Origin of the sequence: Demequina pilifera (genome assembly GCF_048814985.1) — a bacterium.
Taxonomy (GTDB): domain Bacteria; phylum Actinomycetota; class Actinomycetes; order Actinomycetales; family Demequinaceae; genus Demequina.
Genome location: NZ_JBMDTW010000002.1, coordinates 1 through 12,800 on the forward strand (window position 1 = coordinate 1; position 12,800 = coordinate 12,800).

Consider the following 12,800-nt stretch of genomic DNA (forward strand, 5'->3'; position numbering starts at 1 on the left):
CCGGTCAAGGCCGGCCCCCCTGTCCGCCGTCGGCGCCGGCGGCGCCGTCGGCCAGCGAGACGAACCCGTAGGTCTCCGCGGGCCTCATCCCCATCTCCTTCGCGGCGTCGGCGAGACGGGTCGGCGCCGAGTTGGCCTCGATCGCGGTGACCAGCGACGAGCGCTCCTGGTGCAGGTTCGCGATCTCGATCTTCAGGTCGCGGCGCTCGTAGGCTCCCTGCGCCATGGTGGTGTTGAACAGCAGCACCGACGTCAGCGCGGTCAGGATGATCAGCACGCACAGCCAGGCGAACGGCGCGAGGGAGCGGGCCTGCTCAGGAGCGCCGACCGCGCGCAGCCGCGGCCTGATCTCCGTGGTCGGGCGCGCGGGCGCCGGGCGTGCGGCTCCGGGGCGCGAGGGCGCCTCGTGGAGGCGGCGCAGCGGCGCGGCGCTCATACGGCTCTCCGCAGGCGTGCGGGTGGGGTCAGGCGCGTGCGCTCGGCCGCCCGCAGCCGCACCGAGGTGGCACGCGGGTTGCCCTCCGCCTCGTCGGGCGAGGCCTTCTCTGCTCCACGCGTCAGGAGCCGCAGGTACGGCTGGTCCTCGTCGGGGATCACGGGCAGGCCTGGAGGCGACGCGTCGGTCGCGCCGGCGGCGAGGGCGGTCTTGACGATCCGGTCCTCGAGTGACTGGTAGGCCATCACGACGATGCGTCCGCCCACGCGGGTGCCCTCGATCGCTGCGGGCATGGTGCGCTCGAGCACCTCGAGCTCCCGGTTGACCGCGATCCGCAGGGCCTGGAACGTGCGCTTCGCGGGGTTGGAGCCCGGCTGCCGCGATGCGGCGGGGATGCAGGCGCGCACGATGTCCGCGAGCTCCGCGCTGCGCGTCACGGGAGACTCCTCGCGCCGCTTGACGATCGATTCGGCGATGCGGCTCGCGAAGCGCTCCTCGCCGTACTCGCGCAGGATCCTCGCGATCTCTCGCTGGTCCCAGTCGCGCAGGATGTCCGCGGCCGTGACCGGGTCCTCGCGGTTCATGCGCATGTCCAACGGGGCGTCCTGCGCGTACGAGAATCCTCGATCCGCCTCGTCGATCTGGAGCGAGCTCACGCCCAGGTCGAGGAGGATGCCGTCGGCCGCATCGGCCCCCACCTGGGCCAGGGCACCGGCGATGTCGTCGTACTCGGCGTGGTGGGCGACGAACCGGTCGCCGAACCGCGACAGCCGCTCGGAGGCGATCTCGATGGCCTCGTGATCGCGGTCGATCCCGACCACGGTCACGCGCGGGCACTGCTCCAGCAGCGCCTCGGTGTGCCCACCCATGCCGAGCGTGCCGTCGATCGCCACCGCGCCGTCGCGGTCGAGGGACGGCGCGAGCAGGTCGACGCAGCGCTGCAGCAGCACCGGCTGGTGCCGCGAGGCCGCATCGGTCATCGCTCGTCCTTCCCTCTAGGTCCGTCCCTGTCGCCGTGACCCGTGGTCTCCCTCCGGCTCTCTGTCGGGGGGAAGTCCGTCAGAGCAGCTCGGGAGGAGACCGCGGGCCACGGTGATGTCACATGTCGTCGAATACCTCGGCGGCGGTTGCCGCATAGTCCTCTTCGCCGTCCACGAGGTACTGCTCCCACGTGGCGGCATCCCAGATCTCCACTCGCGATCCCATGCCGACCACCGCGACCTCGCGGTCGATGCCGGCGTACCCGCGCAGCGCCGCGCTCAGCAGGATCCGGCCCTGCTTGTCAGGGATGTCGTCCTGCGCGTGGCCCAGGAAGTTCCGCAGGTAGTCGCGAGCGCGCTTGTTCTCCAGCGGCGCCTTGCGGAGCCGGTCGTGCACCACCGCGAACTCGTCCAGCGGAAAGAGGAAGACGCAGCGGTCCAGGCCGCGGGTCGCAACCAGGCCCGAGGCGAGGCGGCCCCGGAACTTCGCCGGCAGGATGAGCCGGCCCTTGTCGTCGAGCCGAGGCGTGAACGTGCCGAGGAAGACCCCCGTGGGACCAAGACCGTGCGCCAAAGGCTCGGACACTTGGGTCACCTCCTCAAGCCACCACTCGCCAGTGCGCCCCACATTACTCCACTTCACTCCACTTTCAATCGATGAGTGTGAGGAATCCGCCACACCTCGACCATTTGCCCAGGTAAGGGGCGGTGGAGCAAGGTGGGGGAACTTGGCACGTCGCGAGTGTCACGCCTCGCGACGGAGATGTCGGGGAGCGCGGCATCGCCTAGGCTCGAATGCAGGCTGCAAAGGAGCATTCATGACCCAGAACCTGCCCACCGAGAGCGAGCTCGACGAGGTCGCCGACCTCACGTCGCGCATCCGCACCTCGATCTCGTCAGTGCTGTCGGGACTCGACCAGGCGATCTCCGGCACGCTGTCGACGGTGCTGGCACAGGGCCACCTGCTGATGGAGGACGTCCCCGGGGTCGGCAAGACCACCCTCGCCAGGGCCTTCGCGCAGAGCATCGACTGCAGCGTGGGCCGCATCCAGTTCACGCCGGACCTGCTCCCGTCCGACGTCACCGGCGTGAGCATCTACCGAGCGGACGAGCACCGCTTCGAGTTCCGCCCCGGCCCGATCTTCTCGAACGTCGTGATCGCCGACGAGATCAACCGCGCCTCGCCCAAGACCCAGTCGGCGCTGCTCGAGAGCATGCAGGAGCGCGCCGTCACGATCGACGGCCTCACGCGCGAGCTGCCCCGCCCGTTCCTGGTGGTCGCCACCCAGAACCCCATCGAGATGGAGGGCACATACCCGCTGCCGGAGGCGCAGCGCGACCGGTTCATGGCCCAGGTGTCCGTCGGCTATCCCTCACCCAGGGATGAGATGGCGATGCTCGACAGCCACGACGGCGTGGACCCGCTGGCGCTGGTGAAGCCCGTCGCGGACGGCGCCGCACTGTCGGCGGCCATCGACGTCGCGCGCCGCATCTACGTGGCCCCGGCCATCAAGCAGTACATCGTGGACCTCGTGGGCGCCACCCGCGACGAGCCGGGCCTGCGGCTCGGCGCCTCGCCGCGTGCCGCGCTCCAGCTGCTCGCGGCATCGAAGGCTCGCGCCGCCATGGCCGGCCGCAACCATGTCCTGCCCGACGACGTCAAGGCGCTCGCGGTGCCGGTGCTCGCGCATCGGCTCATCCCCTCGACCGAATCCCGGCTGTCGGGCCGCACGCCGCAGCAGACCACCCGCGACGTCGTCGAACGCACCGACGTGCCGGTCTCCGCCCGCGACACCCCGCCCCGTCCCGAGCGGACCGCAGAGCGCGACCGGCACCAGGCGGCGCCCACGGCATGACCACCGCCGCGACCGCGCGTGGGGCGCCGCACCGACAGACGCGGCGCCCTCGTTCCGACACCCAGATGACCAGCCGGGGAGTCGGAGTGCTGTCGGCGGGCGTGGTCGTCGCGGCGCTGGGAGTCGGGCTGTCCACGCCGATTCTCGTGTACGTGGGCGTGGCGATGACCTGCGCGGTGGCCGTCGCGTGGATCTGGCTCGTGCTCGCCGTGGATTCCTTCCTCCGGGTGATCCCGGCGACGCGCAGGCAGGTGACGCCGCACCCGCTGACGGCGGGTGTGCCGGGCGCGGTGAGCGTCACGATCGACTCGCGCCGCGGCGCGCGCCATCACCGAGTGCGTCGCTCGGTGACGGAGCATCTCGACCTGCGTGAACAGGCGGCAGCCGAGCTCACCGGCGGGGTCGGCACCAAGGCCACGGTGACGCGCGGGGACGGCACCCTGACGCTTCGCTACTCGCTGCACCCGACCCGGCGCGGGAGGTGGCCGCTGGGCCCGGCGCTGGTGCACTCCGGGGACCCGTTCGGCATGATGCACGCCGACACCCCCGTCGGCGAGCCGGAGCTCGTGTCCGTCTGGCCCGCGGTCGTGGACCTGTCCGGGACGGCAGGCGCGCTGATGGGCCACGCCGACCGGGTGGTGCTGGGGGCCCGCACCCCGTCGCCGGATGACGCATCGCTGCGCGACTACCGCGAGGGCGATGACCTGCGACGGGTCCACTGGGCGAGTTCTGCCCGCCTGGGCACCATGCTGGTGCGCTCGGACGAACGCGCCGGGCGCCGACCGGCGACCGTGATTCTCGACCCGCCCCGCGAGCCGTTGGCGCTGGAGTGGGCCATCTCAGCCGCGGCCTCGATCGCCTTGTCGGTGCTCGACTCGGGCCATCCCGTGCGGCTGATCGGCGCGGGGATCGACGCCGAGGCGGTCCGCCACCTCGGCGAACGCGGCGGCGAGCTCGCGCGCTTCGAGCTTCTCAACCAGACGATCGACCTTCACGCGCCCGCGTCGCGGTCGGACTCCACGGCCCAACTGGTCCGGTCCGCCGCCCTCGCCGCGGATGACGCTCGTCACGGCGAGGTGACCGTCGGAGTGCTCGAGCCGCTCTCGGAGCAGGCTCTCGACGCCCTGGTCCCCCTCGGCGAATCCGGGCGGGCGTGGGCGATCGTCCGCACGGGACCGAGCACCGAGGCCGATGCGTCGCGCACGGTGAGGGGGCTGCGTCGCGCGGGGTGGCGCGCCACGACCGCGTCGCCCTCGGACGACCTCGCGGAGCTGTGGACACGCATGCTCAGGGCCGGTGAAATCGAATGACCGCCCGCGACCGCTCCCCCTGGATCGCGACGCCGCTCGTCGCGGTCGCCACCTTCCTCGGCATCTACGCCCTCGGCGTGATGATCGAGATCGGCACGTGGCTCACCACCGTCGCCCTGGTGCTCGCCGTCGCGGCCCTGGCGTCCATGCTCACGCGGCTCGCAAGTCGCTCGCGAGCGCTGCCCACCCTGATCGCCGCGATCGCCGCGATCGTCGCCATGGTGCCGCTGTTCGCCGTGTCCGACGAGGGCGAAGGACGCATGCTGCCGTCCCCGGGGGCGCTGCGAGACCTGGGCGCCGCGATCCGCGGCGGCGTGGACTACGCGGCGCAGACGGTGGCGCCCGCTCCCCCGGATCCGAACTTCACGGCCCTCGTCGCGGCGTGCATGGTCGCGCTGTTCCTGGTGGCCGAGCACCTCGCGGTGTCCTGGCGCGCCGCAGCGACCGCGGGCCTGCTGCTGCTCGTGCCCTGGATGCCCGCCGTCATCTTCCAGCATCGGGTGTCGGCGACCGCTCTCATCTGCGCCATCGCGGCGTGGCTGGCGACGCTGGCCCTCACCCGCCGGCCCTCCGCCGCCGAGAGCAGGCCAGGCATGGGCGGGGCGGTGACCGCGACCACCGCGACCCTCGCCGGGGTGCTGCTCGTCGCCCCCACTGCGCTCGGGGGCCTGGGCTGGGGAATGATCCCTCGGATCGACGCCCCTTCCGGGCTCGACACGTCCACGCGGCTCAACCTCGCGCTCGACCTGCGCACCTCCCTCACCGCCAATTCGACGTCGCCGGTGATGGTGTACGAGACCACGGGCGACCGGCCCGACGCCTTCCGGCTGTACAGCCTCACCGACTTCGACGGCGTGCAGTGGTCGCGCGAGGCGACCGAGACGCCCACGCAGCCGGCGGACAGCGGCGCGCTGTGGCCGGTGCCGGTCGACGATTGGAGCGAGCGCGAGCGCAGCCGCATCGAGATGCAGGTGCTCGACCTCACCGAGACCAACCTGCCGCTGCCGCCGACGCCGCGCAGCGTCGAGATCGAGGGCGAGGGCGAGTGGTTCTACGATGCCGAGCGCGACGAGGTCGTGGGCGACGGCGTCACGGCGCGCGACGTGCGCTACTCGATCGTGACGGACACGCAGTTCCACCAGGAGGAGGATCTCGAGGCGGCCCAGGCGCAGATCGACTCGGGCGAGGCTCCCGACGATCCGCGCTACCTCGAGATCTCCCCCGCGATCGACTCGGCTCGCGTCCAAGGGCTCGCTCGGGAGGTCTCCGCCGACGCGGCGTCCCGCTACGACCAGGCGCTCGCGCTGCAGAGCTACCTGCGCGACGGCACCGAGTTCACCTATGACACGTCCGTGAGTCCCACCGGCGGCGATGCCGTCAGCACCTTCCTGGACGACCGCGAAGGCTACTGCGTGCAGTTCGCCACCACCATGGTGGTGATGGCGCGTGCCCTCGACATTCCCGCACGCATGGCGGTCGGATTCCTGTCGGGCTCCGTGACCGACCAGGGCACGTACGTGGTGCAGGGCGGCGACGCGCATGCGTGGCCGGAGCTGTGGTTCCCCGGTGAGGGATGGGTGCGGTTCGAGCCGACCCCTGCGATCCAGACGGGCCTGCCGCCCGCCTACGCGGATCCATATTCGGGCGACGGAACGTTTCCCGAGGGGCTGATGCCCGGGATGATTCCCGACGCGGCGCCTGGGGAGCCGGTCGCGCCGGACAGCGACCCCGCCGAGCCCGGCATGCCGGCGCCCGCCGGCGCATCGGACGAAGGCGTGTCCGTGTGGGCGTGGGTGGGGATCGGCGCGGCCGTGGCGCTCGTCGCTGCGGCGGCGCTGTGGTGGTGGCGGATCCGCGGCGCGGTGCAGTCGTCGCACCAGCGGGGGCCCGAGGCCGAGTGGAGATCGCTGCGCAGGCGGCTCCCCCAGTCGGTGCGGTGGCCCGCGTCGCTCACCCCGCACGAGGCCGCCGAGCACGTGGCTGCGGCCATGAGGTCAGTGGGGCCGGGACTCACGGGTCACGCGACCGAGGCGATGACTCGCCTGGCTCACGCCGTCGCCGATCATCGCTACGCCCCCAGAGGCAGCGCGGTCGACGTGGGGCAGTTGCGAGAGTGGGCCGACGTGGTGGCGACGGAGGCCACGGCAGAGGCGCGACCGGCCGGGGCGGAGAAGGCTGCGGCCAGGTGACGACGGCGCGGCAGTCGCCGGCAGCGCCCTCAAACGAACGGCTGCGTCATATCGCGGCGGAGCCTGCTGCTACAGCTCGCCCTGCTCGCGGCGACGGTCGAAGCGCTCTTCCATCCGCTGCATGAAGTCCTTGCGGGGCTTGGGCGACGACGCACCCGTGCCACCGGCGCCGGCCCCCTTGGTCGCCGGAGCCGAGGACTTGCGCGGGCTGAGGATCGCCCACAGGGCGACTCCCGACATCACCGCGAAGCCGGCGACGCCGACGAGCGGGATCTCGGCCATCACGCCCACGAGGACGATGCCCAGACCGATCAGCACGCCTGCCGCAGCACCGATCACCCTCACAGGAGTGCGCGGACCTCGATTCATGGCGCGGTGAAGAGAAGCGTCTTGCCCGAGATCTTGCTCGAGCTGGTCGAGCACGCGCTGCTCGTATTCCGACAGCGGCATGGTTGACCTCCTTCGTTGCGGACCGCGAGTGTCCCTAGTCTAGTTCCACTGAAGCGCATTCACTAGTCAGCCGTATGGAGGGACCTCAATGGCCAGACGAGATCGCTCCGCGCGCCTTGCCGACGGCGTCCCGCGCGATGTGCCCCTGACCATCTCGACCGGCTCCGTCATGCTCACGGACGATCCTGATGGGTCAACGACTGTATGGGTCAATGGAGTTCCCAGCTCTTCCATGCACGCGGACGCGTCCGTGCTCGACTTCGAGTACATGCGCCACTTCTCCGCCGCTATCGCCGCCTGGGCCCCGCCGCCGCGGATGCTCGCGCTGCACGTGGGGGCGGGTGTGTGCACGATGGCGCGCCACCTCGTGGACGCCTACCCGGACTCTCGACACATCGCGGTCGACGTCGATGCGACGCTGCCGGAGCTCGCACGCCAGTGGTGGGATCTGCCTCGGTCCCCGCACCTGCGCGTGCGCCAGCAGGACGGTCTTGATGCGGTCCAGTCGCGTCACCCCGACAGCCTGGACCTGCTGATCCGCGACGCCTTCGCGGAGGACTCCACTCCGGCCGCCCTCGCCACCGAGGACTGGTGGGGTCTCGCCCGCACGGCCGTGCGCCCCGGCGGGCTGGTCGTGGCCAACGTCAGCGCGGTGCCCGGCAAGGCGACGCACCGGCTGGACGCGCTCGCCGCGCGAACCGCGTTCGCGGCGGTGGTCGCGGTGGCGGAGCCCGCCGTGCTCAAGGGCAAGCGGCGCGGGAACGTGGTGCTGGTGGCGGCCGGGTCCGTCGACGCCGACGCGCTCCGTCGCTACGCCGCATCGGCCCCACTGCCCACCGGGGTCGACCCGGACTGGACGGGCTGACTCCTCCCGATACCCAGCACGTCCAATGTGGGCCACCCTGCGCGCGCTGCATACCCACGGCGGCCAACCTAGGACAGTCGCCGCGCGCAACCCGCCCGGACATGACAGAAGGCCGCCGCCCCTTGCGGAGCGACGGCCTTCTGAAGAAAGTCAGCGGATGCTTAGATCGCGCGAACTGCCTCGGCCTGGGGGCCCTTGGGGCCCTCGGTCACCTCGAACTCGACGCGCTGCGCCTCTTCGAGCGACTTGTAGCCGTCGGTCTCAATCGCCGAGTAGTGCACGAAGACGTCGGCGCCGCCGCCGTCCTGTGCAATGAAGCCGTAGCCCTTTTCAGCGTTGAACCACTTAACAGATCCCTGTGCCATGCGTATTTCCTATCTGTACTGCCCGGGTGACGGGAAGCCAGGACACTGTGTCCAAGCTCGTCGCCGCAATGTCTCGCCCCGGGTCTGAACAGACCGGTTCTTGCACACTACGTTCTTGCAACCGGTACTAGCATGACACGGATTACGGCCCAGGGGGAGGATCTTGGCGATGTTGCTCAAGAAATTTCTCGAACTCGGCGCCGATCTCTTCCGCTGACGGCAGCGGACCGTCGAGCGGGATGCCGCTGTCGCGCTGCTCGAGATACGCGTCGTACTGCTCCTCGAGCTGCAGCACGAGCGCCTGCACCTCCTCCGATTCGGAGGTCTGGCGGGAGATCTCCTCCGCAGCGCGGGCGGCCCCCTCGTCGAGCGCGTCCGATTCGAGGGCGAGTCCGGAGATCCCCTCGATCTCCTCGATCGCCTTCTGCGCCGCCTGCGGGAAGGACGACTGCGACAGGTAGTGCGGCACGTGCACCGCCACGTTGATCGCGGCCAGGCCCCACTGCCCGAACCGGTACTCCATCAGGTTCTGCGCGCTCGCCGGAACCGTGACGGTGCCGAACACGCTCGGGGTGCCGGGAAGCAGATCCTGACGCGTGCCGTGCACCGTAGCGGTGAGCGGCCGCGTGTGCGGGACGGCCATCGGGATGCCGTGCGTGCCGAGGACCAGTTCGATCCCCAAGCGCTCGACGATCTCACGGACCGCGCGGATGTAGTGCTCCCACAGGATGTCTGGCTCGAAGCCGTGCAGCAGCAGGAACGGCCGCCCCTCGGCGTCGTGGACCATGTCCACGTCGAGGTGCGGCTCGTCGTACTCGGTCCACTGGTTGAGGGAGAAGGTCATCTCTGGGCGGCGCGACCGATAGTCGAGCAGCTGATCGATGTCGAAGCTCGCCACCCTCACCGGTTCGGACTCGTCCAGGATGTGCTGCGAGACGAGAGCGCCCGCTCGCCCGGCGTCGATGAACCCGCGCAGGGAGTGGACGAGCACCGCGCCCTCCGTGGGGGCGGTGGTCGTCCATGCGTCGACGCCGTCGGGGTTCCAGCTGACCAGTGGGGTATCCATGATCTGGTCATTGTCCCATGCACCGCGCTCCGAGCCCTGCGACAGCACCCCTTCACGCTGACCGCGAAACTGCCAGGACGGCCGATGCGCGGGCCGGGCGCGCGCATCGGCGCTCGAGCCCTCGCTTGGTAGCGAGCAGAGGCACAGGCGGGGATAATGGATAGCCGCCTCTGGCAGGAAGCCCCGGAGCAACGAGAGGTATGCCGATGCACGACGACCGCACCCTTGCCGCAGAGCGCCGCGGACTGGATGCAGAGCAGCACGTGGTGGACGCGCTGTATGCGCGACTCGACGATGTGCGGGACGAGGCGGGCCGCCGACTCGCCGGAATTCGCCGCGAAGGCCCCTCGGGCTCCCCGCAGAACCGCTCGGAGCGGGACGCGTTCGCGACCCTGTACGAGGACCGGATCATGCAGCTCGACGCCGTCGAGGACAGGCTGTGCTTCGGCAGGCTCGATCTGCGTGACGGGGAGCGCTTCTACGTCGGTCGCATCGGACTGTCCGACGCCGATCACGCCCCGCTGCTGACGGACTGGCGCGCGCCCGCCGCGCAGGCCTTCTACTCCGCGACCGCCGCGAACCCCGGCGGGGTCATCAACCGCCGCCACCTCACCACCCGCGGCCGCACCGTCGTGGCGGTCGAGGACGACGTCCTCGACGTCGCGCGTCTGCACGAGGCCGGCCTCGAGGAGGGGCTCGCCGGAGAGGGCGCGCTGCTGGCGGCGCTGGGCGCCCGCCGGACCGGCCGCATGGGCGACATCGTCGCCACCATCCAGACCGAGCAGGACGAGGTCATCCGCGCGCCACTCACCGGGGCGCTTGTGGTGCAGGGCGGACCGGGCACCGGCAAGACCGCGGTGGCGCTACACCGCGCCGCGTTCCTCATGTACCACCACCGCGAGCAGCTCGAACGGCGGGGCGTGCTGATGATCGGCCCCTCGCGTCAGTTCCTGCGCTACATCGACCACGTGCTGCCGTCGCTCGGCGAGACCGGCGCCGTGTCGACGACCCTCGCAGGGCTGGTGCGCGGCACGCCCATCACCGGCACCGAGCCGGACGCCGTCGCCGCGGTGAAGGGCCGCACCGAGATGGCGACCGTGATCAAGCAGGCGGTGCGCGAGCGCCAGCGCGTGCCGAAGACCGACCAAGAGGTGCGCATCGACGGACGCACGGTCGTGATCCGCCGTTCCGACGTCAAGGAGGCCCAGTCGCGCGCCCGGCGCGAGGGGCGCCCGCACAACGACGCCCGGTCGACGTTCGCGAAGGACATGATCTCGCGACTGACCACCCAGCTCATGGAGCAGCTCGAGTCGCACCTCGACGTGGATGATCGGCTCGAGCTGCAGCGCGATGTGCTCGACTCGAAGGAGGTCCGGGTCGCTCTCAACCTGTGCTGGCTGCCCATCTCCCCCGCACAGCTGCTGCGCGATCTGTTCTCGAAGCCTCACCTGCTCGACCACGCCGCGCGCCCCTTCGACCAGGGCGAGCGCGATCTCCTGCTGCGGCCCGCATCGGCCCCCTTCACCGAGGCGGACATCCCGCTGCTCGATGAGGCGGCCGAGCTGCTGGGCGACATGCCGGGAGACGCGCCGCGGACCGCGAGCGCCGAGGCCAGCGAGGAGGAGCTCGACTACGCGCGGTCCGTGCTCGACACGTTCGGCGGCGACGGCATGGTCACGGCGGAGTCCCTCGCGGCGCGCATGAAGGGCTCCGAGGCGCGGATGTCCGTCGCCGAGCGCGCCATGCGGGACCGCACCTGGACCTACGGCCACGTGGTCGTCGACGAGGCGCAGGAGCTGTCGCCCATGGCGTGGCGGATGCTGCTGCGGCGCTGCCCCACGCGCTCCTTCACGATCGTGGGGGACGTCGCGCAGGTCGCCGCGGCCGCGGGCACCCGGTGGTGGCCCGAGACCATGGACCCGCTGTTCGGCGAGTCCTGGCAACTGCGCGAGCTCACCATCTCGTACCGCATCCCGGCCGCGGTGGCGCAGGCCGCGCAGGGCTTCGCGACCGCCGCGCGACTGCCGGTGAGCGAGCTGCGCGCCGCCCGCGAACTGGACGATGCCATGGCCACCACCCGCGTCGACGGCGCCGACGCGCTGGTCACCACCGCGACGCGGCTCGCCGCGCAGCACGCGGCGTCCATGGCGGACGGCGAGGGCGGCCTGGTCGCGGTGATCGTGCCCGACGCGATGGCCCGCGAGGCACGCGAGGCCGTGGCCGCGGCTCAGGTCGAGGACGCGACGGTCGAGGTGCACACGGCACGACAGACCAAGGGGCTCGAGTTCGACGTGGCCGTGGTCGTCGAGCCCGCCGCGATCGCGGAGCGACCGGGCGACCTGTACGTCGCGCTCACACGCCCCACGCGTCGCCTCGAGATCGTCCACGCCGCGGAGCTGCCCGCCGGGCTGGTGTGACCGCAGGCGCGGCGCGCATCGGCCCCGCCGGGTGCTGCCGCGCTATTGGCAGGGACCGGATCCCGCGATCGCCAGGCCGGCACGGTCGCCCGGCCCCCAGGTGATGAGCATGCTGTTCTGATCGTTCATCAGCTCCGTCGGGTCGTCGACGTGCGCAAGCCCGATGACGTGCGCGAGCTCGTGCATGATGACGGCGGTCGCGAGCGAGGTTCCCCGGCGCGACTCCATCAACTCCGTCACGTCGTCCGTGTCGAGCACGACCACGCCGCCCGTGAGGAACCGCTGCTCCCCGAACGCGCCGTTGACCGAGCTCGAGCCGCCGAGGCCGGTCACGGACCCCGCGAGATCGGGGGTCTGCTCCTCGGTGGACCACCCGATGATGATGGGCGCGAACTGCTCCCCGTACTGCTCCTGGAACAGGGGACGGTCGAATCCAGCGACCTCGTCGGTCTCCCCCACGTACTCGAAGGCCAGGCCCGAGTGTCGCGCCACGTCGGCCACCGCGTCCTTCACCAGCTGCTCGGCCCCCTCGGGCATGCCCGCAGGGTTGTGGGTCCACCGCAGCGATCGGCACGGGTCGTAGCGCGTGGGGCCCTGCTCTCCCTCGTCGAACATGAACGCGTAGGTGCCTTCGGTGCTCACCGGCAGGCTTGCGGCCTTGCGCTCAGGCGGCCCCTCCGGCAGCGGAATGCGGATCTGCTCGCCGTCGACCACGAGGACGTTGCGAGGCTTGCCGAGGTGTTCCCACTCCGCCAGATCGAATCCCGTGACGTAGGCCGTGCCCACGACTGCGACCGCACCTACCAGCACGATGACCGCCAGCCGGCGCAGAGATCTCATGGCGATAGCCTGCCACGGCGAGGGTG

At 71.3% G+C, this 12,800-nt stretch carries 12 protein-coding genes; 5 read left to right on the top strand and 7 right to left on the bottom strand.

Features of this window, described 5'->3' with window-relative positions:
- Positions 1–4 precede the first annotated feature (4 nt).
- The 3 genes from ftsL to mraZ all read right to left on the bottom strand — a co-directional run bounded on the left by ftsL (position 5) and on the right by mraZ (position 2,002).
- Positions 5–436, bottom strand: a complete 432-nt coding sequence (gene ftsL / locus ACNI14_RS02765) for a cell division protein FtsL (RefSeq protein WP_420518433.1) — start codon at positions 434–436, stop codon at positions 5–7.
- Positions 433–1,416 (bottom strand): 16S rRNA (cytosine(1402)-N(4))-methyltransferase RsmH, encoded by a 984-nt coding sequence (gene rsmH, locus ACNI14_RS02770; RefSeq protein ID WP_420518434.1) that lies wholly within the window; start codon positions 1,414–1,416, stop codon positions 433–435. The genes ftsL and rsmH overlap by 4 nt, the downstream gene beginning before the upstream one ends.
- Positions 1,417–1,534: 118 nt before the next feature.
- Entirely contained in the window at positions 1,535–2,002 is a 468-nt protein-coding gene (mraZ, locus tag ACNI14_RS02775; protein ID WP_420518435.1) for a division/cell wall cluster transcriptional repressor MraZ, read from the bottom strand.
- A 232-nt stretch (positions 2,003–2,234) separates the two neighbouring features.
- Here mraZ and ACNI14_RS02780 point away from each other — a divergent pair, with 232 nt between their 5' ends.
- The 3 genes from ACNI14_RS02780 to ACNI14_RS02790 all read left to right on the top strand — a co-directional run bounded on the left by ACNI14_RS02780 (position 2,235) and on the right by ACNI14_RS02790 (position 6,771).
- Positions 2,235–3,272: an AAA family ATPase gene (locus ACNI14_RS02780; RefSeq protein WP_420518436.1), complete on the top strand. Its 1,038-nt coding sequence runs from the start codon at positions 2,235–2,237 to the stop codon at positions 3,270–3,272.
- A 65-nt stretch (positions 3,273–3,337) separates the two neighbouring features.
- Complete coding sequence (locus ACNI14_RS02785; RefSeq protein ID WP_420518437.1) at positions 3,338–4,582, top strand: DUF58 domain-containing protein; 1,245 nt, start codon at positions 3,338–3,340, stop codon at positions 4,580–4,582.
- Positions 4,579–6,771 carry a transglutaminase TgpA family protein gene (locus tag ACNI14_RS02790; RefSeq protein WP_420518438.1) on the top strand — a complete coding sequence of 731 codons (2,193 nt, stop codon included), beginning with the start codon at positions 4,579–4,581 and terminating at the stop codon, positions 6,769–6,771. The genes ACNI14_RS02785 and ACNI14_RS02790 overlap by 4 nt, the downstream gene beginning before the upstream one ends.
- A 69-nt stretch (positions 6,772–6,840) precedes the next feature.
- Here the strand turns inward: ACNI14_RS02790 and ACNI14_RS02795 are convergent, their stop codons facing one another.
- Entirely contained in the window at positions 6,841–7,221 is a 381-nt protein-coding gene (locus ACNI14_RS02795; RefSeq protein WP_420518440.1) for an SCO2097 family morphological protein, read from the bottom strand.
- 88 nt (positions 7,222–7,309) lie between these two features.
- On the opposite strand from ACNI14_RS02795, the gene ACNI14_RS02800 reads away from it, so the two are divergent.
- Positions 7,310–8,086 (top strand): spermidine synthase, encoded by a 777-nt coding sequence (locus ACNI14_RS02800; protein ID WP_420518441.1) that lies wholly within the window; start codon positions 7,310–7,312, stop codon positions 8,084–8,086.
- Between the two features lie 161 nt (positions 8,087–8,247).
- Here ACNI14_RS02800 and ACNI14_RS02805 read toward each other — a convergent pair whose 3' ends face one another.
- Both ACNI14_RS02805 and ACNI14_RS02810 read right to left on the bottom strand, forming a co-directional pair.
- Positions 8,248–8,451, bottom strand: coding sequence for a cold-shock protein (locus tag ACNI14_RS02805; protein WP_062134680.1), 204 nt, complete (start codon positions 8,449–8,451; stop codon positions 8,248–8,250).
- Between the two features lie 142 nt (positions 8,452–8,593).
- Positions 8,594–9,517 (bottom strand): PAC2 family protein, encoded by a 924-nt coding sequence (locus tag ACNI14_RS02810; RefSeq protein WP_420518442.1) that lies wholly within the window; start codon positions 9,515–9,517, stop codon positions 8,594–8,596.
- 206 nt (positions 9,518–9,723) lie between these two features.
- On the opposite strand from ACNI14_RS02810, the gene ACNI14_RS02815 reads away from it, so the two are divergent.
- On the top strand, positions 9,724–11,934 hold the full coding sequence (locus ACNI14_RS02815; RefSeq protein ID WP_420518443.1) for an AAA family ATPase: 2,211 nt from the start codon (positions 9,724–9,726) through the stop codon (positions 11,932–11,934).
- 42 nt (positions 11,935–11,976) lie between these two features.
- Here the strand turns inward: ACNI14_RS02815 and ACNI14_RS02820 are convergent, their stop codons facing one another.
- Entirely contained in the window at positions 11,977–12,774 is a 798-nt protein-coding gene (locus ACNI14_RS02820; protein WP_420518444.1) for a matrixin family metalloprotease, read from the bottom strand.
- Positions 12,775–12,800 lie beyond the last annotated feature (26 nt).

Bases quoted from the DNA above. Each gene is read 5' to 3' on its own strand.
- ftsL (WP_420518433.1), bottom strand. From the start codon at position 436: ATGAGCGCCGCGCCGCTGCGCCGCCTCCACGAGGCGCCCTCGCGCCCC.
- rsmH (WP_420518434.1), bottom strand. From the start codon at position 1,416: ATGACCGATGCGGCCTCGCGGCACCAGCCGGTGCTGCTGCAGCGCTGC.
- ACNI14_RS02780 (WP_420518436.1), top strand. From the start codon at position 2,235: ATGACCCAGAACCTGCCCACCGAGAGCGAGCTCGACGAGGTCGCCGAC.
- ACNI14_RS02785 (WP_420518437.1), top strand. From the start codon at position 3,338: ATGACCAGCCGGGGAGTCGGAGTGCTGTCGGCGGGCGTGGTCGTCGCG.
- ACNI14_RS02790 (WP_420518438.1), top strand. From the start codon at position 4,579: ATGACCGCCCGCGACCGCTCCCCCTGGATCGCGACGCCGCTCGTCGCG.
- ACNI14_RS02795 (WP_420518440.1), bottom strand. From the start codon at position 7,221: ATGCCGCTGTCGGAATACGAGCAGCGCGTGCTCGACCAGCTCGAGCAA.
- ACNI14_RS02800 (WP_420518441.1), top strand. From the start codon at position 7,310: ATGGCCAGACGAGATCGCTCCGCGCGCCTTGCCGACGGCGTCCCGCGC.
- ACNI14_RS02805 (WP_062134680.1), bottom strand. From the start codon at position 8,451: ATGGCACAGGGATCTGTTAAGTGGTTCAACGCTGAAAAGGGCTACGGC.
- ACNI14_RS02810 (WP_420518442.1), bottom strand. From the start codon at position 9,517: ATGGATACCCCACTGGTCAGCTGGAACCCCGACGGCGTCGACGCATGG.
- ACNI14_RS02815 (WP_420518443.1), top strand. From the start codon at position 9,724: ATGCACGACGACCGCACCCTTGCCGCAGAGCGCCGCGGACTGGATGCA.
- ACNI14_RS02820 (WP_420518444.1), bottom strand. From the start codon at position 12,774: ATGAGATCTCTGCGCCGGCTGGCGGTCATCGTGCTGGTAGGTGCGGTC.